Source organism: Stenotrophomonas sp. HMSC10F06, from assembly GCF_001807865.1.
Lineage (GTDB): Bacteria > Pseudomonadota > Gammaproteobacteria > Xanthomonadales > Xanthomonadaceae > Stenotrophomonas > Stenotrophomonas bentonitica_A.
In genome coordinates this window covers 1-23,726 of the sequence record NZ_KV791260.1, presented here as the reverse complement: position 1 = coordinate 23,726, position 23,726 = coordinate 1, and the positions used below count along the sequence as shown (strand labels likewise).

The following is a 23,726-nucleotide window of genomic DNA, read 5'->3' as shown; positions in this document are numbered from 1 at the left end:
GGGGCAGGCGCGATGGCGCCGCCGGCGGCCGGATTCAGCCCTGCGGTGGGGCCTGGCCGCGCTGGACGCGCAGACCGGGTGCAGCGGGCAGCGGCGTGGCCGGTGCCGAATCAATGGCCGGCAGCACCCGCGGCGGCTGTGCCACCAACGTGGCCATCAGCGAGTCCAACGATTCCACGACCGGTGGCAGCGACGGCTGCGTCGGTGGCGTCGGGGCAGGGCGCGCGCTGGCGACACGGCGCGGCTTGGCCGGGGCTTCTTCCTGCGCGGTGGTCTCACCGCCGCCGGCAGGACGCTCGTCCATCGGCATCTGCAGGACCATCACGGTGCTGCCCGGGGCAACGCGCTCCAGTACCGGCAGGCCGGCCAGCAGCAGCGACAGCAGGCCCAGCCACGCCAGCACGGTCGACAACGCGTGCTGACGCCCGCGCATGGCGGGAGCAAAGCTGCGATGGCGGTGTGGATGGCGCAAGACGAGCCCCTGTGCAGCGGCCAGTCGATCAGCCGACCGGCAACGCGGCGGGATTGTAGGTGAGATTCGTTAGCGGACGCAAATGAGAATGATTAATGGTTGCCGCCGCGAGAGGAGGCAGAGCCCGGTATCAGGCGACCAGCCCCCGGATCGTGGGATGTGGCGAGGCCGCCAATGTGGGCCGCACGTGGGCCAGAAACGACGGGCTGCCGTGGGCGAGTGCGCGGCGCAGCCACTGCGCCGCACCGTCTACGTCGCCGGCGGCGAGCAACAGGGAGGCGTGGCTCGCCTGGCCACGGAAGTCGCCGGCCTCGGCCGAACGCAGGTACCAGGCCGGTGCCGCTGCCGGATCGGCGTCGACCCCGATACCGTCCTCCAGACAACGGCCGACCAGATTCATCGATTTGGCATGGCCAAGCCGTGCGGCGCGCAGGTACAACGCGAACGCGGCCTCTTCGTCGCGGGCCACGCCTCGCCCGGTAGCCAGCAGGTTGGCCAGGTTGTACAGACCCCAGTCCAGCTCGGCATGGGCCGCCTTGCGGTACCAGACCGCCGCCAGCGCCGGGTTGATCGGGGTGCCGGTGCCGAGTTCGTGGCAACGGCCGAGCATGTTCATCGCGATGGCCAGGCCACCGTTGGCGGCGCGCTCGAACCAGAGCACGGCCGCGGCCGCATCAGCCGCGATACCGCGGCCTTCCATGCGGGCCTGGCCGAGCAGGAACTGCGCCTGTGGATCGCCGCGCTGGGCGGTAGCCTCCAGCGTGGCGAGTGCGGCGGCCGGATCGTGCCGCAGCTGGTCGGCCAGCGCCGCCACGTCCAGTGCAGGGGAGGCGGCCTCAGACATCGGCCCACTGCCGCAGCAGGTTGTGATACACGCCGGTGAGGTTCACCAGCGCAGGGTGTTCGGGGTGGTCATGGGTGAGCCGGCGGATCGACACATCCAGATCCCACATCAGGCGCCGCTGGCCGTCATCGCGCAGCATGCTCTGGATCCAGAAGAACGAGGCCAGCCGCGTGCCCGCGGTGACCGGGGTGACCTGGTGCAGGCTGGTGCCGGGGTACAGCACCATGTGGCCGGCCGGCAGTTTGACCCGCTGGTTGCCGTAGGTGTCTTCGATCACCAGCTCGCCGCCCTCGTATTCGTCCGGATCGCTCAGGAACAACGTGGCTGACAGGTCGGTACGGATCGGCTGCGGTTGGCCCGGCACGGTGAAGTCGTATCGCACCGCGTTGTCGACATGGAACCCGAAGGTCTGCCCCGGCTGATAGCAGTTGAACAGCGGCGGGAAGATGCGACGCGGCAGTGCGGCCGAGAAGAAGGTGCTGTTGCGGCCCAGCGCATCGAGGATGGCCGAGCCGACCGCACGCGCGGCCGGATCGGAGTCGGGCAACTGCAGGTTGTGCTTGGCCTGCGCGGACTGGTAGCCCGCCGTCAGGCGGCCGTCGGTCCAGCCGGCCGTGGCCAGCTGCTGGCGGGCCTGGGTGACCTGCTCGGCGGTGAGGACGTCGGGGATGTGCAGCAGCATGGCGGGCTCCAGCCCCTCCCGCACGGGCGCGCGGGAGGGGGCGTATCGCTTAGAACTTGAAATTGAAGGCCAGCGTTGCCGAACGACCCGGCGCGATGGCGGCGTAGTGCGAAGCGTACGCCTTGGTGAAGTAGGTTTTGTTGGTCAGGTTCTGCACGTTCAACTGCAGGTTGTAGCGCTCGCTGAAGGCGTAACCGACCATCGCATCCCAACGGGTGTAGGACGGCACCCACTTGGTGTTGTTGACGTTGCCGTAGACCTTGTCCACGTAGTTGGCACCGGCGCCCACGCTCAGGCCCGGCACGAACGACGGCGCCCAGGTGGTCCACAGGCTGGCGCTGTGCTTGGCGGTGTTGGGGAACGCGTTGCCGTTGAACGGCGAGGGCACGTAGACGCCGTTGACCAGCGCAAAGCCGTTGTCCTCGACCACGGCATCCAGGTAGGTGTAGCCACCGAAGACCTGCCACCCCTCCACGATCGTGCCGCTGAAGCCGAGTTCGGCGCCCTTGACCTTCTTGGTGCCGGCGTTCTGCGTGGTGCCCGCATCGCTGGTCACGCGCGCGTTGCTCATCTCGGTCTGGAAGATCGCACCGGTCAGCGACAGGCGGGCATCGAACAGATCCCACTTGGTGCCCAGCTCGATGTTGCGGCTGCGCTGCGGCTTGAGGTCCTGGATGGTCGCGCTGATGCCGTCGGCGCCATCACCGCCGTCCACGCCGACCGGGGTGGAGGAGGTGCCCCAGGACAGGTAGATGCTGCCGTTGGCGACCGGCTTGAACACCAGGCCGGCCTGGCCGTTCCAGAACGAGGTGTCGTTGCGCAGGTGCTGCAGGTTGGCCGCGGCCGTCGGGTTGAACTGATGCGTGTTGTAGTCGTCGAAGCGCGCGCCCAGGTTCAGCATCCACTGCTCGCTGAAGCTGATCGTGTCGAACACATAGGCCGACTTGGTGCGGGTGGTCTGACGCACGTCGCGGGCCGGGTCGCTGCGGGTGACGGTATGCGTGGCCGACCACGGATCGTTCGGGTTGGGGTTGGTGAGGTCGGTGCAGTTGTAGCCGGTGGCCGCGCCGGTGGTCGGGCAGCTCTGGTTGCCGGTCAGCGGGTTGTTGGTGCCTGCGGTGGTCTGGCCATTGGGGCGGCGCACATCGGCGATCGCGTAGGTGCCGCGCACGGTCTTTTCGCTGCTGTATTCCACGCCGGCGTTGAAACTGTGGCGCAGCGGGCCGGTCTCCAGCTCACCGGTAACGCTGGTCTGGTTGACGAAGCTGTCGGTCTGCGTGGCGCGCGCGTTGGTGCGGCGCCAGACAGTGCCGAACAGGTTCGGATTGCCCTTGCTGTCGTCCGGCTGGGTCCACAGGTAATCGTTGCTGGTGTCCCCGTAGCGGGTGATGTTGCGCAGGACGATGCCGCCGAAATCATGCGACAGGTTCAAGGTGGTGATGTCCGCCTTGGTCTTCTGGAAATCGCGGTCGACCAGGCCGTAGAACGCGTCGCGGTTGGTCACGATCGGGCTGCCGTCGCCATTGAGCGCCAGGTTGGGGCCGCTGGTGAACGGGTTGTTGTACGGGAAGCCGCCGGCATCGGGCAGGTCGTCGGTTTCCATGTGGTAATGGCTGATCACCGCCTGGGTCGGGCCGTTCAGACCGAACGCCAGCGACGGCGCGATGCCCCAGCGGCTGCTGTTGACTTCGTCACGGCCGGCCACGTCGGCCTCGTGCTTCATGATGTTCACGCGCGCGGCGATGCCGTCGCCGATCACCTGGTTGGCATCGAGCGTGCCGCGGTAGTAGCTGTCCGTGCCGGCGGCCAGGCTGCCGGCCACGAAGTTCTCCAGCTTGGGCGTCTTGCTGACCAGGCTGATGGTGCCGCCGGCTGAACCGCGGCCGGAGTAGGCCGAGCTCGGGCCTTTGACCACGTCGATCTGCTCGATGGCGAACACTTCACGGGTCTGGCTGCCGGCGTCGCGGATGCCGTCGACGTAGATGTCCGAGGCCGAATCGAAGCCGCGGATGAAGGGACGGTCACCGGTCGGGTTGCCGCCTTCGCCTGCGCCGAAGGTGATGCCCGGCACGGTGCGCAGTGCATCGAGCAGTGTGGTGGCGGCGGTCTGTTCGATCACCTGCTGGGAGATCACGCTGACCGACTTGGGCGTATCCAGCAGCGGCGCGGTGAATTTGGACGATTGCGCGCGCACGCGCTCGCCGTGGACATCGACGCCGTCCAGTTCGGTGGCCCGCTGCGGATCGGCAGCGTCGGCCTCGGCATGGGCGATGGCGGGGGCGGCGATGGCCAGCAGCAGGGCGGACGACAACGGGGTCGGGCGGACGGTCATGGTGATTCCTGGCAGGACGGACGAAGGCCGGACAGCGTGTGGCGGTCACGGCGGAGCGGAGGCAGGTGGGGAAAACGGGCAGACGGCCGACGGCGGCGCGATGGCGCGGGCGTGGGCGGGCAGGGACGCGCAGCGTCGCCGCCGGAATCAGGCGTGGGGCGGGGCGTGGCCGGGGTTGAGCCGCAGCGAAGGTTCCAGCCGCTGCCAGCGCAGCGCGTCGGACGGCCACAGCGGGACGACGGCGACCCAGGGCGTGCGGCGCAGCTGGGCCAGTACTGCCGGCGCGCTGGGCTCGGGGTCGGCACCGGTCTCCGCCGCCAGGGTCGGCTCGGCAGGAAGCTCCGGTGCAGGCGTGGACGGCGCCGATGCCTGGCGCGCGCTGTCGGCGCTCAGCAGGCCCGCGGTGTGCGCCGCCGCCGCCGGACCGGCGGTACCGGCGCCGCCGGCCGTCAGCCAGCCGCAGGCCAGCAGCACCACGCAGAACGTGGCCCACAGGGCGGCGAGACCAAGGGCGGAGCGGTTGGCGGACACGGCTTACCGGGCAGGAGCGGCCAAGTGACCGCAACGCCTATGGTAATAGGAACAATTCGCGTTTTCAAAACGCCCGCGTTCAGGCCGGATCAGTCGCGGTCGTCGCGGGCCCAGACGGCGTCGTGTTCCCGCTTGACCGGGAACTTCGCCACTGGCGAATAGGCCGGCGCGCAGAGGGCAGCGCCGTCACGCACGTCGAAACGGGCCCCGTGCAGGACGCACTCGATGCTGCCCTCGCCGGTATCGAAGGTGCCCGACGACAGCTCGAACTCATCGTGGGTGCACTGGTCTTCGAGTGCGTACAGTTCCCCGTCCAGGTTGAACACCACGATCGGCGTCCCGGTCACTTCGTCGAAGGTGCTCTTCATCTCGCCGGGCAGCAGCTCGGCGCTGGCGCAGACGAAGGTCCAGGTCTCGCTCATGCCGGCACCGCCAGCGGCTTTTCCAGGATCTCGAAGCGCAGATCGTCGCGCTTGGGGATGCCGAAACGTTCATCCCCATACGGGAAGGGCTTCTTGATGCCGGTGCGCTGGTAGCCGCGGCGCTCGTAGAAGGCGATCAGCTCGTCGCGGACGTCGATCACCGTCATCTGCATGACCGGCACGCCCCACTCGCGCGCCGCGTGGGCCTCGGCGGCCAGCATCAGCTGCTTGCCGATGCCGCCGCCCTGCTGGGACGGGTCGACCGAGAACATGCCGAAGTAGCCCTTGCCGTGGTCATCGGCCACGTGCGCGCAGGCCAGCAGCTGGCCATCGCGCTCGGCCAGCAGGATGGTCGAGCGTGGCTTGGCGAGGTCGGCCTGCAGGCCGTCGGCATCGATGCGGGCGCCGTCCAGCAGGTCGGCCTCGGTGGTCCAGCCGGCCCGGCTGGCATCGCCACGGTAGGCGGAAGTGACCAGGGCGATCAGGGCGGGGATGTCGGCGGCAGTGGCCGCGCGGAAGGTCAGGGTGCTCATGGCGCCATTTTAGGCCCGCAGGAAGCGCTACGGAAATGTGCGGGGCGCGCAATGAAAAACGCCGTGGCAGGCCACGGCGTTCGAGTGGGGCGCAGTCTGGCGCGGGCTCAGCCCAGCAGCTTGCGCACCTTGTTGAGCGCCACGATGAAGCGCTCGATTTCCTCATGGGTGTTGTAGAACGCCAGCGAGGCACGGCAGGTGGCGGCGACGCCGTAGTACTGCAGCAGCGGGTGCGCGCAGTGCTGGCCCGAGCGGACCGCGACGCCTTCCAGGTCGAGCAGGGTGGCCAGATCGTGCGAGTGCGCGCCGTCCACCAGGAAGGAGACCACCGCCGCCTTGTCCGGCGTGGTGCCGAAGATGCGCAGGCCGTCGATCCTGTTCAGCTCTTCGGTGAAGTGCGCCAGCAGCTCGCCTTCGCGGGCTTCCACGTGATCCAGGCCCAGCGACTCGAGGTAATCCACCGCCACGCCGAGGCCGATGAAGCCGGCGATGTTCGGGGTGCCGGCTTCGAACTTGTGCGGGGCGTCGTTGAACACGGTGCCTTCGAAGCTCACTTCCTTGATCATCTCGCCCCCGCCGAGGAACGGCGGCATGGCATCAAGGTGTTCGCGCCTGGCCCACAGGGCGCCGGTGCCGGTCGGACCACACATCTTGTGGCCGGTGATGGCATAGAAGTCGCAGCCGATCGCGGGGATGTCGACCTTGCGGTGCGGCACGGCCTGCGAGCCGTCCACCACGGTGATGATGCCGCGCTTGCGGGCCTCGCGGCAGATTTCGCGGACCGGGTTGACCGTGCCCAGCACGTTGGAGACATGGGCGACGGCGAGCAGCTTGACCTCGGGGGTCATCGCCGCGCGCAGCGCGTCCAGGTCCAATGCGCCCTCCGGGGTGATCTCGGCCACGCGGATTGTCGCGCCCGTGCGCTGGGCGACCAGCTGCCACGGCACGATGTTGGCATGGTGCTCCATGCGCGAGACGAGGATGACATCACCGGCCTTGAGCCGCGGCAACGCCCACGAATACGCGACCAGATTGATCGCGAAGGTGGTGCCACTGCACAGCACCAGTTCGTTCGCGCGCACGTTGAGGAAGCGCGCCAGCTTGTTGCGTGCGCCTTCGTAAGCATCGGTCGCTTCGGTGCCGAGCGCATGCACCGCGCGGCTGACGTTGGCGTTGTAGCGGCGGTAGAACTCGTCCACCGCGCCGATCACCTGCACCGGCTTCTGGCCGGTGTTGGCGTTGTCGAAGTACACCAGCGGTTTGCCGTGCACTTCGCGCATCAACAGCGGGAAGTCCAGGCGCACGCGGTCCCAGTCGGGTGCGGCGCCGGTATCGGCGACAGGGCGCGGCGTGGACAGGTTCATGCTACGCCCGCCAGGGCCAGCGCACGGTCGAGCTGGGCGGTGAGCTGCTCGGTCAGGCGTGCGTCGAGCGCGTTCAGCGGTTCATGGCAGAACGCCGCGCTCAGCAGCTGCTGCGCGCGCTCGGCCGGCAGGCCGCGCGAGCGCAGGTAGAACAGCGCATTGGCATCGAGCTGGCCGACCGTGGCGCCGTGGGCGGCCTTCACTTCGTCGGCATCGATCACCAGCGTGGGCTGCGTATCGATCTCGGCATCGGCGGAGAGCAGCAGGTTCTTGTTGGACAGGTTGGCGTCGGTGCCATCGGCGCCTTCGCGGATGTGGATGCCACCGTGGAAGACCACGCGGCTGCGGTTGGCCGCCACGCCACGCCAGACCATTTCCGAGGCGGTATCGCGTGCGATGTGCTCGATGCCCAGGCGCGTATCGACATGGCGGCGGCCATTGCCGAGCAGCACACCGTTGGCGGTGAGCTGGGCGTTGTCGCCTTCCAGGCGGACGTTGAGCTCATGGCGGCTCAGCGCCGCACCCAGCTCCAGGTCCACGCGGCGGTACTGCGCGTTGCGGGCCAGCACGGCGTCGGTGCGCAGCAGCGAGGTGGCGCGGGTGGCATCGGCCTGCACGCGAGCGTGCGAGAGCACGGCATCCTGCGCGAGGTGAACGTGCACCAGGGTGTTGTCCAGGTGCGCGGCATCACCGACATGCAGGTGATGCTCGACCAGGCCCAGCGCGGCACCGCTGCGCAGTTCGATCAGGTGGCGGTGATGCCAGGACAGATCGGTCTCGCCGGACACGCTGATGAAGACCAGCTGCAGCGGCGCCTCGACCTGCACGCCTTCTTCCACGCGCAGCAGCACGCCTTCATCGGCGAGTGCAGCGTTGAGACGGGCGAATACTTCCTCGCTGCGCTCGAAGCGACGGCCAAGGAAACGGGCGGCTTCATCGCCGGCGGCCAGCGCCGAGGACAGTGTGGCCAGCTGCACACCGGCCGGCACCGCCGCGACATCGCTGAGCGCGCCGGACGGGCGGCCATTGACGAACACCAGCCGCGGCGACGGGATGTCGGCCAGCAGGGCGGCATCGACCACGGCCGGGGCGAGCGGGGCGGGCTGGAAGCTGCGACGCTCCAGCTGGCGCAGCGACGTGTATTTCCAGGCTTCGGTACGCGGGCCGGGCAGGCCGGCCTGCAGCGCGGCATCCAGCTCGGCGCGACGTGCATCGCTGCCGCAGAAGCCGCTGGCGAGGGAATCGAGCAGGGCGCTCATCAGACCGCTGCCTCCGGCACCACGCGGTCCTTCAGGAAGTGGTAGCCATGGGCTTCCAGTTCCAGGGCCAGTTCCGGGCCGCCGCTCTGCACGATCCTGCCATCGGCCAGCACGTGCACCACGTCCGGCTTGATGTAGTCGAGCAGGCGCTGGTAATGGGTGATCACGATGAAGGAACGGTCCGGCGAACGCAGCGCGTTGACGCCGTCGGCCACGCTCTTGAGCGCATCGATGTCCAGGCCGGAGTCGGTTTCATCCAGGATCGCCAGCTTCGGCTCGAGCACGGCCAGCTGGAAGATCTCGTTGCGCTTCTTCTCGCCACCGGAGAAGCCTTCGTTGACGCCGCGGTGCAGCAGTTCGTCCTTCAGGTGCAGCACGGCCAGCTTCTGGCGCACCAGCTTGAGGAACTGCATCGAATCCAGTTCTTCCTCGCCGCGCGCCTTGCGCTGGGCGTTGAGCGCGGCGCGCAGGAAGTAGGTGTTGTTCACGCCCGGGATTTCCACCGGGTACTGGAAGGCCAGGAACAGGCCGGCGGCGGCGCGTTCTTCCGGCGCCAGCTCGAGCAGGTCACGGCCTTCGAACTGCACGCTGCCTTCGCTCACGTCATAGCCGTCGCGGCCGGCCAGGACATTGCCCAGGGTGGACTTGCCGGCGCCGTTGGGGCCCATGATGGCGTGCACCTGGCCGGGCTTCACGTCGAGCGAGAGGCCCTTGAGAATCTCTTTTTCGCCGATGCGTGCGTGGAGGTTGTCGATCTTCAACATGTCGATAATCGTCTTGTCAGATAGGGGAACTGGAGGCAGCGCGACTCAGAGGTCGTATTCGCTGCGCTCGAGGAATTCGTTGCGCAGGTAATCGGTGCGGGTTTGAGTCAATGCAGTCTTGGCCCCGGAATAGAGCATCGGGTACATCGAGCCGTACAGCATGCGCGGGTCTTCATCCTTGCCGACCGGGTACTGCGCTTCCAGATCGGCATCGCGCAGCTGCACCCACAGGCGCTGGGCGGCTTTAAGGTTGGCCAGCGCCACCGGTGCACCGGCCAGCTTGCCCACCACCTGCCGATACACCGCGTTCAACGCGGCGTCGGCTTCTTCGAACCCTTCGTTGGCGCACTCATTCATCTGCATCTGCGTGCTCAGGTCATCGCAGGCCGATTCGGCAGACGCCGGCGCCGCAGCCCCAAGCAGCAGGGCCAAGGTCAGCACGCTCTTCATCCGACCGAGCCTTCCAGGCTGACTTCCAGCAGCTTCTTGGCTTCCACCGCGAACTCCATCGGCAGCTCGCGGAAGACCTGCTTGCAGAAGCCGTCGACGATCATCGAGACCGCGTTTTCCTGGTCGATGCCGCGGGCGCGGCAATAGAACAGCTGGTCGTCGGAGATCTTGGAGGTGGTCGCTTCGTGCTCGACCGTCGCGCTGGGGTTCTTCACCTCGATGTAGGGGAAGGTATGCGCGCCGGACTTCTTGCCGATCAGCAGCGAATCGCACTGCGTGTAGTTGCGCGCGCCTTCGGCGCCGCGATCGACTTTGACCAGGCCACGATAGGTGTTCTGGCCGTGGCCGGCGCTGATGCCCTTGCTGACGATCTTGCTCTTGGTGCGCTTGCCGATGTGGATCATCTTGGTGCCGGTGTCGGCCTGCTGGCGATGGTGGGTCAGCGCGACGGAATGGAACTCGCCGACCGAATCATCGCCAAGCAGCACGCACGACGGGTACTTCCAGGTGATCGCCGAGCCGGTCTCGACCTGGGTCCAGGTGACCTTGCTGCGCGCACCACGGCACTCTGCACGCTTGGTGACGAAGTTGTAGATGCCGCCCACGCCGTTCTCGTCGCCCGGGTACCAGTTCTGCACCGTGGAGTACTTGATCTCGGCATCTTCCAGCGCGACCAGCTCGACCACTGCGGCGTGCAGCTGGTTCTCATCGCGCATCGGCGCGGTGCAGCCTTCCAGGTAGGACACGTATGCCTTGTCTTCGCAGATGATCAGCGTGCGCTCGAACTGGCCGGTGTGGCCGGCGTTGATGCGGAAGTAGGTGCTCAGCTCCATCGGGCAACGCACGCCCTTGGGGATGAACACGAAGCTGCCATCGGAGAACACCGCCGAGTTGAGCGCGGCGAAGTAGTTGTCGCCGACCGGCACCACGGTGCCCAGGTACTGTTTGACCAGCGCCGGGTGCTCCTTGATCGCTTCGGACATGGAGCAGAAGATCACACCCTTCTCGGCCAGTTCCTTGCGGAACGTGGTGCCGACGGAGACCGAATCGAACACCGCATCCACGGCCACGCCGGCCAGCTTGGCGCGCTCATGCAGCGGCACGCCGAGCTTGTCGTAGGTGTCCAGCAGTTCCTTGGGCACGTCGTCCAGCGAGGCGTACTTCGGGCCCTTCGGCGCGGAGTAATAGCTCAGCGCCTGCAGGTCGATCTGTGCGATCTGCAGCTTGGCCCAGTCCGGCATCGGCATGGTCAGGAAGTGGCGGTAGGCGTCCAGGCGCCACTGCGTCATCCACTCCGGCTCGTCCTTCTTGGCCGACAGGGCACGGATGGTGTCTTCGTCCAGGCCGGGCGGCAACGAGTCCGATTCGATGTCCGTGATGAAGCCGGCCGAATACTTGCGGCCGAGCTGCTCATGGATCTCGCGGTTGGGGGTATCGCCGGTGGCGACGGTATCGAGGGTATCGGTGGCCATGGGGGCTGCCTGATCAGGAGACGACATCCGCCGCGATCGCGCGGCGGTGGGCGTCAACAAGGGGAAGAGGGGGCAGGATCTGCGCCAGGGTGACCGCACGCAGCGCTTCGGACACCACGTCGTTGATCATCCGCCAGCTGCTGCGGGCGCCGCACTGCAGCTCGCGGCCGCACTGGCTGTGGTCGTGGGCGCACTCGGTCAGGCCCAGCGGCCCTTCCATGGCTTCCACGATCTCGAACAGGGTGATCTGGTCCGCCGCGCGGGTCAGCCGGTAGCCGCCGCGCACGCCGCGCAGGCCTTCCACCAGCCCGGCCTGGGCCAGAGGCTTGAGCAGCTTGCTGACGGTCGGCGGTTCCAGACGGGCGAACTCGGCCAGTTCGGTGGCACTGAGCACCTCGCCCGGGCGGGCGGCGAGTACGGTCAGCACGACGGTGGCGTAATCGGTAAGCTTGGTGACGCGGAGCATGGTGGGGGCAGAACCATAAAGCGGACTGAAATTGTACGCTTTTCTCCGCCGGCATCCAACCCGCCCGTTCAGGCGCCCGCAGGGCGGCCTTTGAGGCGTATTGAACCGCATCGCTTTGGCAATCACAAAGATTAAGCGAGAATCGGGGCTTCCCACCGCAACGGTCAGCCAGATGCCCAAGAAGATCCAGGCCCGCAAGTCCACCATCCATGGCAATGGCGTGTTCGCGCTGGCGCCGATCAAGAAAGGTGAGCGGGTCATCCAGTACAAGGGGCTGCTGCGCAGCCACGCCGACGTGGATGCCGACGACACCGGGGATGTGGAAAGTGGTCATACCTTCCTGTTCACCCTCAATGACGACTACGTCATCGATGCGAACTACAAGGGCAATGACGCGCGCTGGCTCAACCACAGCTGCGAGCCCAACTGCGAAGCGGTGATCGAGGAAGCCGAGGGCGACAACCGCCGCGAGGACAAGGTCTTCATCGAGGCGATCAAGGACATCCAGCCGGGCGACGAGCTGACCTACAACTACGGCATCACCCTGGCCGAGCGTCACACCGCGCGCCTGAAGAAGATCTGGGAATGCCGCTGCGGCTCTAAAAAGTGCACCGGCACGATGCTCCAGCCCAAGCGCTGACCGCGCTGGCGGTCACCGGCCACGTGCGCCGGTGACTGCGCCGACACGCTGTGCACATCTTGGTCACCGTCGCCCAATGCGTGCCTGGCCACACTGAAGGCTCCTACTTAATGGAGCCGCTCAATGGCACATGCACTCAACGGCAAGCACATCGCGATCCTCGCCACCGATGGTTTCGAACAGTCCGAGCTGCAGGAACCAAAGCGACTGCTGGAGTCCTGGGGCGCCTCGGTGAAGGTGATCGCCCCCGGTGACGCCAGCCAGATCCGCGGCTGGAAAGACAAGGACTGGGGCGAGAACGTGAAGGTCGATGCCCCCTTGAAGGGCGCCAAGGCCGACGACTACGACGCGCTGGTCCTCCCCGGCGGCGTGATCAATCCCGACAAGCTGCGCATCGATACCGACGCGGTGGCCTTGATCAAGGCCTTCGGCCACGCGGGCAAGCCGGTTGCTGCGATCTGCCACGGGCCGTGGCTGCTGGTCGAGTCCGGCCTGGCCAAGGGCCGCAAGGTGACCTCGTGGCCGTCGCTGAAAACCGATCTGGGCAATGCCGGTGCCGAGTGGACCGATGCCGAGGTGGTGGTGGATGGTGGCCTGATCACCAGCCGCAAGCCGGGTGACATCCCGGCGTTCGCCGATGCCGTGGCCAAGGCGCTGGCCGCTTGATGGATGCAGGCACCGACCGTGGGTCGGTGCCATTTCCGGTTACTTGCTCAGCAAGCCTGCCGGCACCAACGCACCGAGGTCCTGGTTGAAGGTGACCACCAGCTTGCCGTTCTCTACCTGCGCCGACTGCACCTGCAGCGTGCCCAGCACCGCCGCGACCGTCGGGTCGATCTTGTAGATCGGCTCGCGCCGGGCGTAATCGACCAGCCAGGCGTTGAGCAGGCCACGCGTGCGCGAATCAAGCTTGCCGCCATTGTTGGCCGGCGTGAAGTCATCGACCGTCGGCTCCTGCAGGTGGAAGCCCTGGGTCTGCGCGTCATAACGCAGGCCACTGCTCAGCTTGACCTTGCCCAACGGGGCCGGGTTGCCGCCGGCAGTGGCCATGGCGATGTCGAAACCCAGATCCAGGCGGTTGCCTTGCGGCAGGGTGAGCTGGGGATGGCTCATGGTCATCGCGATCAGGCCGCCCAGCGCGTCCTGCGTGCGCGGGAAACTGCCATCGAGGTACTGCTGCACATCGGTGGCGCCCACCGACAACTGACGGCCGGAAATGCTGGGCGCAGCCTGAGCGCCGATGGCGGCGGCCAGCAGCACGGTGCAGGCGGCGAGGCGGGATAACAGCGGGCGAACGTTCATGACGGCAGGCCGTGCGGGAATGAGACGCCAACAATAACGCGCGCGGCTGAATCCAGCTTTGACGCGTGCGGGTGGTGGGCTCAGGGCGCGCCCTGGATCGATTCCAGCGCGGCCAGCACCTCGTCCAGCTGCGGCTGCAGCACGGTCAGCGGGTGGCTGGGTTCATTGGCATGGCGCTGGGCGAGATCGCGCAGCAGCTGGGTGGCGACGATCGCCGCGGCCCGTTCGTCTCCGCTGAGGCCGGTGTTGCGCCGTGCGATTTCCAGCAGGCGCATCCAGTCCTGCTGCGCACGATGCTCCAGCTCGATGGTGCAGCGCCCGCTGCACTGCAGGCCGTCCTTTTCGATCGGGGTGACGGTGATGCGGTAACGCTGGGAAGAAGAGCTGGCCATGGCTGCCTGCGCGGTGGGGGACAAGGCCACCATAGGCTGCGATCCGCACCGCGACGACAGGCGCGGTCGCACGCAGTGTTCCACCCTGTGCGTTCCGGCCGGTCCTGCCATCGCGTGGATCACGGCAGGACAGGCATCTGCGCGGGAAGGGCGCGCCGTTGATGGCTTTGGAAACGCTGTGTTTCGGCAGCGTCGGACCCACCCGCCGCCTCGATGGGATGGCAGAACCTCCAAAAAAAACGGGACGGCGTGAGCCGTCCCGTCGGGTGCTGCAGGAAGCGCGCAGATTAGAGCGCGGCGTCCTTGAGCTTCTTGAGCGGACGCACCTTCAGCTTGGTCGACGCCGGCTTGGCGGCAAACCACTGCTCTTCCTTCGTGAACGGGTTGATGCCCTTGCGCTTCGGCTTGGCCGGCACGCTGACGGTGGAGATCTTCAGCAGGCCCGGCAGGGTGAAGCTGCCAGCGCCCTTCTTGTGCACCGAAGCGGCGACGGCGCCTTCCAGCGAGGCGAGCACGGCGCGCACGTCCTTGGCGACAACGCCGGACGCTTCAACGATGTGTGCAACCAGACCAGACTTGCTCAGCACTTCCTTGATCGGCTTGGGAGCGGCCGGCTTCGCGGCTGCCTTCGTAGCGACTTTCTTTACTGCCTTCTTCGGGGCAGCCTTCTTAGCGGTCTTTGCCATGGTTTCCTGTTCCGTGAACGGTTGGTTGTTTGGTCGCGCCGAACCCCGTCGGCAAGCGAAATGTAGGGCAACTGTGGGGCGCCGCCAATAGGCAGACGCATAAAAATTCGTGATTTCCACGCCCTTCGTTACCGCGGTGCATCAGGTCATAGCCAAAAAACAGGGTCCGCCCTCGCGGCGGGTGCCATCGGTCATGGACCGTCGCACCCCGACTGTCGCACGAAAACCACTTGAAAACAGCATCCATCCTGATCGCCGATTCAGCTGGGGGCGACACCCGGCAGCAGGCTGGCGGCGGCCAGACACGGTGCTAACGCGGACCGGTCTACGATGGCCTGGCCATTCATCCCGCAGGAGATCAACGATGGGTATTTCGCGTCATGCCACCGCGCATTGGGAAGGTGACCTCAAGACAGGCAAGGGACAATTGAGCACGCCCCAGAGCGGCTTGATGGACAAAACCCGCTATGCCTTCAGCAGCCGCTTCGGCGATGAGAAGGGCACCAACCCGGAAGAACTGATCGCCGCCGCACACGCCGGCTGCTTCACCATGGCGCTGTCGGCCAAGCTCACCGAAGCCGGTTTCGTGCCGACCTCGCTGGATACCGAAGCCAAGGTCGACCTCTCGATGGAAGGTGGCCCGCAGCTGTCGCAGATCACGTTGAAGGTGAAGGCCGTGGTGCCGAACATCGAGGCCACCCAGTTCCGTGCCATCGCCGATGACGCCAAGCAGAACTGCCCGGTCTCCAAGGCGCTCAGTGCGGTGCCGATCACGCTGGAAGCCGAACTGGCCAGCTGATCGGCGCAGGATTGGTGCACAGCAGATTGTGATGGGAAAGCGGCGGCCGCATAGTCGCCGCTTTCCTTTTGTGGGGTGTCTGCATGCGTCCGACTGCTTTCGCTGCCCTGATGGCCTGCCTGCTGGCGGGGACCGCGCAGGCCGATGTCCGCCTGTTGACCGCCGCCACCATCCACACCGGCGATCCGGACGCGCCGACCGCCACCGCGCTGGCATGGGAGACCGAGACCGGGCGCGTGCTTGCCGTCGGTGACCGGCAGGCGATGCTCGAGCTGTATCCACTGGCGGCGCTGACCGACGTCGGCCAAGCGACCGTGATCCCGGGCCTGATCGACGCGCACGCGCACCTGATGTTTCTCGGCGGCACCCTGATGCAGGCCGACCTGACCGGCGCGACCAGCACTGCCGACATCGTCGCGCGCCTGCAGCGCTTTGCGGCGGAGAACCCCGAGGGCTGGCTGCTGGGCAGTGGCTGGGACCAGAACCGCTGGCCGGTCAAACAGTTTCCGACCGTGGCCGATCTCGACGCTGCATTCCCGGACCGCCCGGTCTGGTTGGGCCGCATCGACGGCCACGCCGGCTGGGGCAACAGCGCGGCACTGCGCGCGGTCGCCCAGCGCCCCGGGCAACGCGCGCTGAAGGGCAACTGGCAGCCTGCAGGCGGGCGCATCGTGCGCGATGCCAAGGGCCAGCCGAGCGGGGTGTTCATCGATGAAGCGATGACCCTGGTGCAGGCGGCGATACCGGCCCCGGGCGAGGCCGCACGCGAGCAGATGCTGACCCGCGCGCTCGACAAAGCCGTCAGCCAGGGCCTGACCGGCGTGCACGACATGGGCGTATCGCGCGCCGATCTGGCCCTGATGCGGCGCTTCGCCGACGCCGGCAGGTTACCGCTGCGCATCGATGCCTATGCCGATGGCAACAGCGACGCATTGGCCGATCTGTGCGCGAACGGGGCCTACCAGCACGCCGGCGGCCGGCTGGAAATGCGCGGGGTCAAACTGTTCATGGATGGCGCGCTGGGCAGCCGCGGTGCGGCGCTGTTGGCCGATTACAGCGATGACCCGCACAACCGCGGCTTGCTGGTCACCTCACCTGAGGACTTCGAGACCGCCGTGCGCAACGCCGATGCCTGCCATGTCCAGGTCGCCACGCATGCGATCGGCGACCGCGGCAACCGGATCGCGCTGGATACCTATGCACGGGTGCTCGGCGAGCGCCGCAGTGGCGACCATCGCTGGCGCATCGAACATGCGCAGGTGGTCGCGCTGGAGGACATTCCGCGTTTCGCCCAGCTCGGCGTGATCGCCTCGATGCAGCCTACCCACGCCACCTCGGACATGGGCTGGGCGCAGGATCGGGTCGGCCCCGAGCGCATCCTCGGCGCCTATGCCTGGCGGCGGATGCTGGCCTCCGGTGCCCGGCTCGCGCTGGGCTCGGACTTCCCGGTCGAGCAGGTCGACCCGCGGCTGGGCCTGCATGCGGCGGTCACCCGCCAGGACCGTGCCGGCAGACCGCCCGGCGGCTGGCAGCCCGATCAGCGGCTGACCGCAGCCGAAGCGCTGCGCGGGTTCACTTCCGATGCGGCCTGGGCGGGTCATGACGACAGCCAGGTCGGGCGGTTGCAGCCGGGCCTGCGCGCGGACTTCGTGGTGCTTGATCGCGACCCGCTCAGCGTGCCGCCCGCCGGGCTGGCCGACCTGCAGGTGCGCTCGACCTGGGTCGATGGCGCACCGGTGTACGACGCGGCGCGCTGAGGCGCCGCCGCAGGATCACCAGTCCAGCGTGCCGCGGATGACGGTCTGCACCTGGCCGCCGGACCAGACATCGCCGTGGTCATCGATGCGCAGGGTCAGTCGCGCATCGTGGCCGACTTCGCGGCCCTGGCTGACCACGTAGCCGTGCGCGGTGCCGGGCAGGGCATCGCGGCTGTCCAGCCAGGCAGCGAGCACGGCATTGGCCGCACCGGAGGCGGCGTCTTCAAAGCGACGGCCGTTGCCGACGAAGGCGCGTACCGCGAGATCCCAGGCCTGGCCCTGGCTGCGCGCATAGGCGAACACGCCCATGCTGTCGGTGGCTTCGGCGAGGGTGGCCACGGCATCCCAGTCCGGGGTGAGTGCGCGCAGGGCCGCTTCGTCTGCCAGTTCAACCACCCACCAGCTGCGGCCACCGGCCATGCGCGCCGGCGGCAGGCTGCCCAGCGGCCAACCGGCCAGCGCGGCCTGCAGGCGCGGATCGTTGGCGGTCGTCACTTCGGCCACCGCTGCACGCGGCGTGCGGATCGCAATGGTGCGGGTAGCGCCGCTGCCGTCCACGCGCAGGGGCAGCGCCCCGGCGATGCCGTCCTGGACCAGCACGCCCTCGACCGGCGCGGCCACGCCCAGTTCCAGCACGGCATGGGCGGTGCCCACGCTGGGGTGGCCGGCGAACGGGACTTCCTTCTGCGGGCTGAACATGCGGATGCCGTAGCTGGCGCCCGGGGCCTGCGGCGGGAACACGAAGGTGGTTTCCGGCAGCCGCGTCCAGCGGGCAATGGCCTGCATCGCCGCCGCGTCCAGCCCCTGTGCATCGAGCACGACGGCCAGCGGGTTGCCGGCGCCGGGGTAGGGCGAGAACACATCCAGCTGCAGGAAACGACGGGAGGTCATGGCAGATCGCTCAACGAAAAACGGGCGGGCAGCTTACCAATCGGGGCTGCGTTCCGGGCCGTGACCGGCGCCCCGCGCCCCGGCGACCGGCCAAATCCGCCCGGCCTGGGCCGCCCGGGCCCTGCAACGGCCAGGCTTGGCATAGAATCGGGAGTTCGGCCCGGCGTGCCGGGCGATTCCCCCTCACTACCCAAACCTCCACCTCCATGTCAGCTTCCCCCCTTGTCGATCGCTGGATCGTACTGAAGTTCGGCGGCACCTCCGTGTCGCGTCGTCACCGCTGGGACACCATCGGCAAGCTGGCGAAAAAACGGGCGGAAGAAACGGGTTCGCGCGTGCTGGTGGTGGTATCGGCGCTGTCCGGGGTGACCAATGAACTCACCGCGATCGCCGACGGCGCCGCCGACAGCCGCGAGCGTGTCGCTGCCCTGGTCGCGCGGCACCGCGCGTTCCTGACCGAGCTGGAGCTGGACGCCACCGCGCTGGACGTCCGTCTGGACGCGCTGGCCGGGCTGCTGGACGATCCGCGTGCCGCCGGTCGGCCGCTGGAGTGGCAGGCCGAGGTGCTGGGCCAGGGCGAACTACTGTCCTCGACCGTCGGTGCGGCCTACCTGCGCGCCAGCGGCCTGGATTTCGGCTGGATGGATGCGCGCGAGTGGCTGGATGCACTGCCGCCGCAGCCCAGCCAGAGCGAGTGGTCGCAGCGCCTGTCGGTGAACTGCCAGTGGCGTGCCGAGGCCGACTGGGCGGCACGTTTCCGCGCCCAGCCGACCCGCATGCTGATCACCCAGGGCTTCATCTCGCGTCATGCCGATGGCGGTACCGCGATCCTGGGCCGGGGTGGTTCGGATACCTCGGCGGCGTACTTCGGTGCGCTGCTGGGTGCCAGCCGCGTGGAGATCTGGACCGATGTGCCGGGCATGTTCAGCGCCAACCCGAAGGACGTGCCGGACGCGCGCCTGCTGACCCGCCTGGACTATTACGAGGCGCAGGAAATCGCGACGACCGGCGCCAAGGTGCTGCACCCGCGTTCGATCAAGCCGTGCCGCGATGCCGGCGTGCCGATGGCGATCCTGGATACCGAGCGCCCCGAGCTTCCGGGCACCAGCATCGATGGCAATGCCGCGGCGGTGCCGGGCGTGAAGGCGATCAGCCGCCGCAACGGCATCGTGCTGGTCTCGATGGAAGGCATCGGCATGTGGCAGCAGGTCGGCTTCCTGGCCGACGTGTTCGGGCTGTTCAAGAAGCATGGCCTCTCCGTCGATCTGATCGGTTCGGCCGAAACCAACGTGACCGTCTCGCTGGACCCCTCCGAAAACCTGGTCAGCACCGATGTGCTGGCCGCGCTGTCGGCCGATCTGTCGCAGATCTGCAAGGTCAAGATCATCGTGCCGTGCGCGGCGATCACCCTGGTCGGCCGCGGCATGCGCTCGCTGCTGCACAAGCTCTCGGACGTGTGGGCCACCTTCGGCCGCGAACGCGTGCACATGATTTCGCAGTCGTCCAATGACTTGAACCTGACCTTCGTCATCGACGAGGCGGACGCGGACGGTCTGCTGCCGATCCTGCACGCCGAGCTGATCGACAGCGGCGCGATGCCGGTGGAAGAGGGCGAAGTGTTCGGCCCACGCTGGCGTGAAATCGCCGGCACCATCCGCCCGCGCGAAACCGCTTGGTGGCGGGGCCAGCGCGAGCATCTGCTGACGCTCGCCCAAGCCGGTACGCCGCGCTACGTCTACAACCTGCCGACCGTGCGGGCGCGTGCGCGCGCGCTGACCGCGATCAAGGCGATCGACCAGCGCTACTACGCGATCAAGGCCAACTCGCACCCGGCCATCCTGGAAGTACTGGAGCAGGAAGGTTTCGGCCTGGAGTGCGTCTCGCACGGCGAGCTCAAGCATGTGTTCAACACGCTGCCGACGCTGTCGCCCAAGCGCGTGCTGTTCACCCCCAGCTTTGCACCGCATGCCGAATACGATGCCGCGTTCGCGCTGGGCGTCACGGTCACGCTGGACAATGTGGAAGCCCTGCAGCGCTGGCCGGAGCTGTTCAGCAACCGCGAGCTGTGGCTGCGCGTGGACCTGGGCCGTGGCGAAGGCCACCACGCCAAGGTCCGCACCGGTGGCAAGGACTCCAAGTTCGGCCTGCCGATCGCGCGCGTGGATGAGTTCGTCCGCATCGCCGGCGAGTTGGGCACCCGCGTGGTCGGCCTGCATGCGCACCTGGGCAGCGGCGTGGAAACCGCGCAGCACTGGCGCCTGATGTGCGATGAACTGGCCGGGTTCGCCCGCCGCATCGGCAGCATTGAAACCATCGATATCGGCGGTGGCCTGCCGATCCCGTACAGCGCCGACGACGAGCCGTTCGATCTGGAGTCCTGGGCCGTCGGCCTGGCCGAAGTGAAGGCCGTGCACCCGGCATTCCGCCTGGCGATCGAGCCGGGCCGCTACCTGGTGGCCGAGTCCGGCGTATTGCTGGCGCGGGCCACCCAGGTGGTGGAGAAGGACGGCATCCGCCGGGTCGGTCTGGATGCGGGCATGAACACGCTGATGCGCCCGGCGCTGTACGACGCCTGGCATGACATCGAGAACCTCAGCCGCCTGAGTGGCTATTCCGAAGCGATGTTCGATGTGGTCGGGCCGATCTGCGAATCCAGCGATGTGTTCGGCAAGCGCCGCCGCCTGCCGGCCTCGACCGCGCCGGACGATGTGATGCTGATCGCCGACGCGGGCGCGTATGGCTACGTCATGGCCAACACCTACAACCAGCGCGAGCTGCCGCGCGAGGACGTCATCGATGATGGTCCTTGACCGCTGCCTGCCGCCTTTCAAACCGGATACACCATGACTGCTTTTGATAAACACCAGGTTGCCGTTTTCCGCTTCGTCCGCTGCGATTTCGCCGCGGACACCGGCGTGGCGCAGCTGGTCTACGCCTTCGATGACGGCCCGGAGCTGATCGAGACGGTGACCATCCCGGGCGCGCCGTTCGTGCTCGAGGGTGACCGCGCCGAGGCCGTGCAGCGCGCCCTGCGCCTGCTGCACCTGATCGCCGGCGTGAGCTACTACAAGGCCGGCGTGCCCGAGCAGGTGCGCATCGACAGCTATTCGATCGATGCGGCCACCGCCGCGCTGGTGGAGACGGTCTACCTCAACGGCCTGGGCGAATTCGCCTACCGCAATGGCCTGAACCTGCGTGGCCGCTTCCGTCTCCCGGTGGAAGGCGAGGCCTTCGCCGCACCGGCGCTGGGCCTGCGCGAACACGCGCTGGTCGCCATCGGCGGCGGCAAGGATTCGCTGGTCAGCATTGAAGCGCTGCGCAGCTTGGGTATTGCCGAAACGGTCACGTGGATTGGGGGTTCGCAGCTGATCCGTGCCTGCGCCGAGCGCACCGGCCTGCCGATCCTCAACATCGGCCGCACGCTGGCCCCGGAGCTGTTCGAACTCAACCGCCAGGGCGCCTGGAACGGCCATATTCCGGTCACCGCGGTGAACTCGGCGATCATGGTGCTGGCCGCGCTGCTGCAGGGCGTGGACCAGGTGGTGTTCTCCAACGAACGCTCGGCCAGCTATGGCAGCCAGATTCCGGGCACCGGCGAGGTCAACCACCAGTGGTCGAAGGGCTGGGCGTTCGAACAGGCCTTCGGCGAGCATCTGGAGCAGCACGTCGCGGCGGACTTGCACTATTACTCGCTGCTGCGTCCGCTCTCGGAGCTGGCGGTGGCGCGACAGTTTGCCAAGAGCGACTTCTACGACGCGCATTTCTCCAGCTGCAACCGCAACTTCCATATCCTGGGCGAGCGCCCGGTAAACCGCTGGTGCGGCGTCTGCCCGAAGTGCCACTTCGTGTTCCTCGCGCTGGCCCCGTTCATGCCCAAGATGCGCCTGGTCGGCATCTTCGGCCGCAACCTGCTCGACGATATCGAGCAGGCGCCGGGCTTCGATGCGCTGCTGGAATTCCAGGACCACAAGCCGTTCGAGTGCGTGGGCGAAGGCCGCGAATCGCGCGCGGCGATGGCGACCCTGGCCGCGCGCCCGGAGTGGAACGAGGACGCGCTGGTGAAGCGTTTCGTCCACGAGATCCGCCCGCAGCTGGAGGCCACCGAACTGCAGATCGAACCGCTGCTGGTACTGGAAGGCGAACACCGCATTCCGCCGGCGATCTGGGAGCGCCTGCGTGCGAATTTCGCAGCTTGAGGGAAAGCGCGTTGCTCTGTGGGGATGGGGACGCGAGGGGCGCGCTGCGTTCGGCGTCCTGCAGCAGCGACTGCCATCGCTGCCGCTGACCCTGTTCTGCCCGGAAGCCGAGGCCGCCGCGGCGCGCGAGGAAACCGGCGCTGCGCTGACGGTGCGATCGGAGGTCACCGGCGAGGCGCTCGCCGCGTTCGACGTGGTGATCAAATCACCGGGCATCAGCCCGTATGGCGAGGCGGCCCTGCACGCCGGCGCGCAGGGCACGCAGTTCATCGGCGGTACCTCGCTGTGGTTCGCCGAGCAGGCCGCTGCCGACGGCATCGTGCACGACACCGTGTGCGTGACCGGCACCAAGGGCAAGAGCACCACCACCGCGCTGCTGGCGCACCTGCTGCGCGCCTCGGGCGCGCGCACCGGGCTGATCGGCAACATCGGCCTGCCGCTGCTGGAAGTGCTGGCGCCGCAGTCCGCGCCGCAGTACTGGGCGGTGGAACTCTCCAGCTACCAGACCGGCGAGGTCGCGCGCAGTGGCGCGCACCCACAGGTCGCCATCGTGCTGAACCTGTTCCCCGAACACCTGGACTGGCACGGCAGCGAAGCGCGCTACATCGAAGACAAGCTGCAGCTGGTCACCGGGGCCGCGCCGCGGATCGCGGTGCTCAACGCAGCCGATCCACACCTGGCCGGGCTGTCGCTGCCCCGCAGCGAGATCATCTGGTTCAACCAGCCGCTGGGTTGGCACATGCGCGGCGATGTCGTACATCGCGGCGAGCAGCCGGTGTTCGATACCTCGCATACTCCGCTGCCCGGCCGGCACAACCGCGGCAACCTGTGCGCGGTGCTGGCGGCGATCGAAGCGCTGGGCCTGGACGCAGTGGCGCTCGCGCCGAGGGTGCAGGACTTCCGCCCGCTGCCCAACCGCCTGCAGACCATCGGGACGCGCGAGGGGATCACCTACGTCAACGATTCGATCAGCACCACGCCGCACGCGAGCCTGGCGGCGCTGGAATGTTTCGCCGGGCACCGCATCGCCCTGCTGGTGGGCGGGCATGATCGTGGACTGGACTGGCACGACTTCGTCGCGCACATGGCGCACGACGTACCGCCGGTGGAGATCGTCACGATGGGCGCCAACGGCCCGCGCATCCACGCACTGCTGCAGCCGCTGGCCGATGCCGGCCGTTTCGGTCTGCATGCGGCTGCCGATCTGCCCGAGGCCATGCAGCTGGCGCAGGCCGCGCTTGGCGGGCAGGGCGGGGTGGTGCTGTTGTCGCCGGGTGCGCCCAGCTATGGCGTGTACCGCGACTACGTCGCCCGTGGCCGCCACTTCGCCGAACTGGCCGGCTTCGATCCGGACCAGATCACGGCGATCCCGGGCATCGGGATCGCCTGATAGGTCGCTGTAGAGCCACGCCATGCGTGGCTGCCGTTGGTGTGGATCGCGCAGCCACGCATGGCGTGGCTCTTATCTCTTG

At 67.8% G+C, this 23,726-nt stretch carries 24 protein-coding genes; 7 read left to right on the top strand and 17 right to left on the bottom strand.

The annotated features are described in order from the left end of the window. Positions 1-34 precede the first annotated feature (34 nt). The 13 genes from HMPREF3113_RS04805 to HMPREF3113_RS04745 all read right to left on the bottom strand — a co-directional run bounded on the left by HMPREF3113_RS04805 (position 35) and on the right by HMPREF3113_RS04745 (position 11,591). On the bottom strand, positions 35-433 hold the full coding sequence (locus HMPREF3113_RS04805; RefSeq protein WP_070471107.1) for a hypothetical protein: 399 nt from the start codon (positions 431-433) through the stop codon (positions 35-37). 169 nt (positions 434-602) lie between these two features. Next, positions 603-1,316 (bottom strand): tetratricopeptide repeat protein, encoded by a 714-nt coding sequence (locus HMPREF3113_RS04800; protein ID WP_070471105.1) that lies wholly within the window; start codon positions 1,314-1,316, stop codon positions 603-605. Next, positions 1,309-1,998, bottom strand: coding sequence for a Fe2+-dependent dioxygenase (locus tag HMPREF3113_RS04795; protein WP_070471103.1), 690 nt, complete (start codon positions 1,996-1,998; stop codon positions 1,309-1,311). The genes HMPREF3113_RS04800 and HMPREF3113_RS04795 overlap by 8 nt, the downstream gene beginning before the upstream one ends. A gap of 49 nt (positions 1,999-2,047) precedes the next feature. After that, the gene (locus HMPREF3113_RS04790; RefSeq protein ID WP_070471101.1) at positions 2,048-4,330 is read right to left on the bottom strand and encodes a TonB-dependent receptor; all 2,283 of its coding nucleotides are present in this window, start codon (positions 4,328-4,330) and stop codon (positions 2,048-2,050) included. Between the two features lie 147 nt (positions 4,331-4,477). After that, complete coding sequence (locus HMPREF3113_RS04785; RefSeq protein WP_083298720.1) at positions 4,478-4,861, bottom strand: hypothetical protein; 384 nt, start codon at positions 4,859-4,861, stop codon at positions 4,478-4,480. A gap of 89 nt (positions 4,862-4,950) precedes the next feature. Then, positions 4,951-5,283, bottom strand: a complete 333-nt coding sequence (locus HMPREF3113_RS04780) for a non-heme iron oxygenase ferredoxin subunit (protein ID WP_019185665.1) — start codon at positions 5,281-5,283, stop codon at positions 4,951-4,953. Next, complete coding sequence (locus tag HMPREF3113_RS04775; protein ID WP_019185666.1) at positions 5,280-5,816, bottom strand: GNAT family N-acetyltransferase; 537 nt, start codon at positions 5,814-5,816, stop codon at positions 5,280-5,282. The genes HMPREF3113_RS04780 and HMPREF3113_RS04775 overlap by 4 nt, the downstream gene beginning before the upstream one ends. 107 nt (positions 5,817-5,923) lie before the next feature. Beyond that, a complete protein-coding gene (locus tag HMPREF3113_RS04770) occupies positions 5,924-7,180 on the bottom strand; it encodes a cysteine desulfurase (protein WP_070471099.1) in 1,257 nt (418 codons plus the stop codon). Further along, the gene (gene sufD / locus HMPREF3113_RS04765; protein WP_070471097.1) at positions 7,177-8,439 is read right to left on the bottom strand and encodes a Fe-S cluster assembly protein SufD; all 1,263 of its coding nucleotides are present in this window, start codon (positions 8,437-8,439) and stop codon (positions 7,177-7,179) included. Before sufD ends, HMPREF3113_RS04770 begins: the two co-directional genes overlap by 4 nt. Beyond that, on the bottom strand, positions 8,439-9,203 hold the full coding sequence (gene sufC, locus HMPREF3113_RS04760) for a Fe-S cluster assembly ATPase SufC (protein WP_019185669.1): 765 nt from the start codon (positions 9,201-9,203) through the stop codon (positions 8,439-8,441). The genes sufD and sufC overlap by 1 nt, the downstream gene beginning before the upstream one ends. Before the next feature lie 45 nt (positions 9,204-9,248). Next, positions 9,249-9,653 (bottom strand): lysozyme inhibitor LprI family protein, encoded by a 405-nt coding sequence (locus HMPREF3113_RS04755; protein WP_070471095.1) that lies wholly within the window; start codon positions 9,651-9,653, stop codon positions 9,249-9,251. Next, positions 9,650-11,125, bottom strand: a complete 1,476-nt coding sequence (gene sufB, locus HMPREF3113_RS04750) for a Fe-S cluster assembly protein SufB (RefSeq protein WP_019185671.1) — start codon at positions 11,123-11,125, stop codon at positions 9,650-9,652. The genes HMPREF3113_RS04755 and sufB overlap by 4 nt, the downstream gene beginning before the upstream one ends. Positions 11,126-11,138: 13 nt before the next feature. Beyond that, positions 11,139-11,591 (bottom strand): SUF system Fe-S cluster assembly regulator, encoded by a 453-nt coding sequence (locus tag HMPREF3113_RS04745; protein WP_026070170.1) that lies wholly within the window; start codon positions 11,589-11,591, stop codon positions 11,139-11,141. A gap of 172 nt (positions 11,592-11,763) precedes the next feature. Between HMPREF3113_RS04745 and HMPREF3113_RS04740 the strand changes: the two genes are divergently transcribed. After that, positions 11,764-12,231: an SET domain-containing protein gene (locus HMPREF3113_RS04740; RefSeq protein ID WP_019185673.1), complete on the top strand. Its 468-nt coding sequence runs from the start codon at positions 11,764-11,766 to the stop codon at positions 12,229-12,231. Between the two features lie 123 nt (positions 12,232-12,354). Then, positions 12,355-12,897 (top strand): type 1 glutamine amidotransferase domain-containing protein, encoded by a 543-nt coding sequence (locus tag HMPREF3113_RS04735; protein ID WP_070471092.1) that lies wholly within the window; start codon positions 12,355-12,357, stop codon positions 12,895-12,897. A gap of 39 nt (positions 12,898-12,936) precedes the next feature. On the opposite strand, the gene HMPREF3113_RS04730 is transcribed toward HMPREF3113_RS04735, so the two are convergent. The 3 genes from HMPREF3113_RS04730 to HMPREF3113_RS04720 all read right to left on the bottom strand — a co-directional run bounded on the left by HMPREF3113_RS04730 (position 12,937) and on the right by HMPREF3113_RS04720 (position 14,611). Continuing rightward, positions 12,937-13,533 (bottom strand): DUF1439 domain-containing protein, encoded by a 597-nt coding sequence (locus tag HMPREF3113_RS04730; protein ID WP_019185675.1) that lies wholly within the window; start codon positions 13,531-13,533, stop codon positions 12,937-12,939. Between the two features lie 80 nt (positions 13,534-13,613). After that, entirely contained in the window at positions 13,614-13,958 is a 345-nt protein-coding gene (locus HMPREF3113_RS04725; protein WP_083298719.1) for a DUF3861 family protein, read from the bottom strand. Between the two features lie 254 nt (positions 13,959-14,212). Next, positions 14,213-14,611 carry an HU family DNA-binding protein gene (locus HMPREF3113_RS04720; RefSeq protein ID WP_019185677.1) on the bottom strand — a complete coding sequence of 133 codons (399 nt, stop codon included), beginning with the start codon at positions 14,609-14,611 and terminating at the stop codon, positions 14,213-14,215. A gap of 364 nt (positions 14,612-14,975) precedes the next feature. On the opposite strand from HMPREF3113_RS04720, the gene HMPREF3113_RS04715 reads away from it, so the two are divergent. Both HMPREF3113_RS04715 and HMPREF3113_RS04710 read left to right on the top strand, forming a co-directional pair. Beyond that, positions 14,976-15,410 (top strand): OsmC family protein, encoded by a 435-nt coding sequence (locus HMPREF3113_RS04715; protein ID WP_070426802.1) that lies wholly within the window; start codon positions 14,976-14,978, stop codon positions 15,408-15,410. An 83-nt stretch (positions 15,411-15,493) separates the two neighbouring features. Next, a complete protein-coding gene (locus HMPREF3113_RS04710) occupies positions 15,494-17,167 on the top strand; it encodes an amidohydrolase (protein WP_254665240.1) in 1,674 nt (557 codons plus the stop codon). 15 nt (positions 17,168-17,182) lie between these two features. Here the strand turns inward: HMPREF3113_RS04710 and HMPREF3113_RS04705 are convergent, their stop codons facing one another. Beyond that, the gene (locus HMPREF3113_RS04705) at positions 17,183-18,058 is read right to left on the bottom strand and encodes a PhzF family phenazine biosynthesis protein (protein ID WP_070471088.1); all 876 of its coding nucleotides are present in this window, start codon (positions 18,056-18,058) and stop codon (positions 17,183-17,185) included. A gap of 206 nt (positions 18,059-18,264) precedes the next feature. Here HMPREF3113_RS04705 and HMPREF3113_RS04700 point away from each other — a divergent pair, with 206 nt between their 5' ends. The 3 genes from HMPREF3113_RS04700 to murD are packed head-to-tail and all read left to right on the top strand — an operon-like array spanning position 18,265 to position 23,644. Further along, the gene (locus HMPREF3113_RS04700; protein ID WP_070471086.1) at positions 18,265-20,868 is read left to right on the top strand and encodes a bifunctional aspartate kinase/diaminopimelate decarboxylase; all 2,604 of its coding nucleotides are present in this window, start codon (positions 18,265-18,267) and stop codon (positions 20,866-20,868) included. A gap of 33 nt (positions 20,869-20,901) precedes the next feature. Then, positions 20,902-22,254, top strand: a complete 1,353-nt coding sequence (murL, locus tag HMPREF3113_RS04695; RefSeq protein WP_070471084.1) for a UDP-N-acetyl-alpha-D-muramoyl-L-alanyl-L-glutamate epimerase — start codon at positions 20,902-20,904, stop codon at positions 22,252-22,254. Continuing rightward, on the top strand, positions 22,235-23,644 hold the full coding sequence (gene murD, locus HMPREF3113_RS04690; protein ID WP_070471083.1) for a UDP-N-acetylmuramoyl-L-alanine--D-glutamate ligase: 1,410 nt from the start codon (positions 22,235-22,237) through the stop codon (positions 23,642-23,644). Before murL ends, murD begins: the two co-directional genes overlap by 20 nt. Positions 23,645-23,726: the final 82 nt, after the last annotated feature.

Coding starts and splice junctions, on each gene's coding strand:
- sufD (WP_070471097.1), bottom strand. CDS start 8,439: ATGAGCGCCCTGCTCGATTCCCTCGCCAGCGGCTTCTGCGGCAGCGAT.
- sufB (WP_019185671.1), bottom strand. CDS start 11,125: ATGGCCACCGATACCCTCGATACCGTCGCCACCGGCGATACCCCCAAC.
- HMPREF3113_RS04800 (WP_070471105.1), bottom strand. CDS start 1,316: ATGTCTGAGGCCGCCTCCCCTGCACTGGACGTGGCGGCGCTGGCCGAC.
- HMPREF3113_RS04730 (WP_019185675.1), bottom strand. CDS start 13,533: ATGAACGTTCGCCCGCTGTTATCCCGCCTCGCCGCCTGCACCGTGCTG.
- HMPREF3113_RS04740 (WP_019185673.1), top strand. CDS start 11,764: ATGCCCAAGAAGATCCAGGCCCGCAAGTCCACCATCCATGGCAATGGC.
- HMPREF3113_RS04775 (WP_019185666.1), bottom strand. CDS start 5,816: ATGAGCACCCTGACCTTCCGCGCGGCCACTGCCGCCGACATCCCCGCC.
- HMPREF3113_RS04745 (WP_026070170.1), bottom strand. CDS start 11,591: ATGCTCCGCGTCACCAAGCTTACCGATTACGCCACCGTCGTGCTGACC.
- HMPREF3113_RS04755 (WP_070471095.1), bottom strand. CDS start 9,653: ATGAAGAGCGTGCTGACCTTGGCCCTGCTGCTTGGGGCTGCGGCGCCG.
- HMPREF3113_RS04715 (WP_070426802.1), top strand. CDS start 14,976: ATGGGTATTTCGCGTCATGCCACCGCGCATTGGGAAGGTGACCTCAAG.
- HMPREF3113_RS04735 (WP_070471092.1), top strand. CDS start 12,355: ATGGCACATGCACTCAACGGCAAGCACATCGCGATCCTCGCCACCGAT.
- HMPREF3113_RS04725 (WP_083298719.1), bottom strand. CDS start 13,958: ATGGTGGCCTTGTCCCCCACCGCGCAGGCAGCCATGGCCAGCTCTTCT.
- HMPREF3113_RS04720 (WP_019185677.1), bottom strand. CDS start 14,611: ATGGCAAAGACCGCTAAGAAGGCTGCCCCGAAGAAGGCAGTAAAGAAA.
- HMPREF3113_RS04790 (WP_070471101.1), bottom strand. CDS start 4,330: ATGACCGTCCGCCCGACCCCGTTGTCGTCCGCCCTGCTGCTGGCCATC.
- murL (WP_070471084.1), top strand. CDS start 20,902: ATGACTGCTTTTGATAAACACCAGGTTGCCGTTTTCCGCTTCGTCCGC.
- HMPREF3113_RS04710 (WP_254665240.1), top strand. CDS start 15,494: ATGCGTCCGACTGCTTTCGCTGCCCTGATGGCCTGCCTGCTGGCGGGG.
- HMPREF3113_RS04770 (WP_070471099.1), bottom strand. CDS start 7,180: ATGAACCTGTCCACGCCGCGCCCTGTCGCCGATACCGGCGCCGCACCC.
- HMPREF3113_RS04805 (WP_070471107.1), bottom strand. CDS start 433: ATGCGCGGGCGTCAGCACGCGTTGTCGACCGTGCTGGCGTGGCTGGGC.
- HMPREF3113_RS04700 (WP_070471086.1), top strand. CDS start 18,265: ATGTCAGCTTCCCCCCTTGTCGATCGCTGGATCGTACTGAAGTTCGGC.
- sufC (WP_019185669.1), bottom strand. CDS start 9,203: ATGTTGAAGATCGACAACCTCCACGCACGCATCGGCGAAAAAGAGATT.
- HMPREF3113_RS04780 (WP_019185665.1), bottom strand. CDS start 5,283: ATGAGCGAGACCTGGACCTTCGTCTGCGCCAGCGCCGAGCTGCTGCCC.
- HMPREF3113_RS04705 (WP_070471088.1), bottom strand. CDS start 18,058: ATGACCTCCCGTCGTTTCCTGCAGCTGGATGTGTTCTCGCCCTACCCC.
- HMPREF3113_RS04795 (WP_070471103.1), bottom strand. CDS start 1,998: ATGCTGCTGCACATCCCCGACGTCCTCACCGCCGAGCAGGTCACCCAG.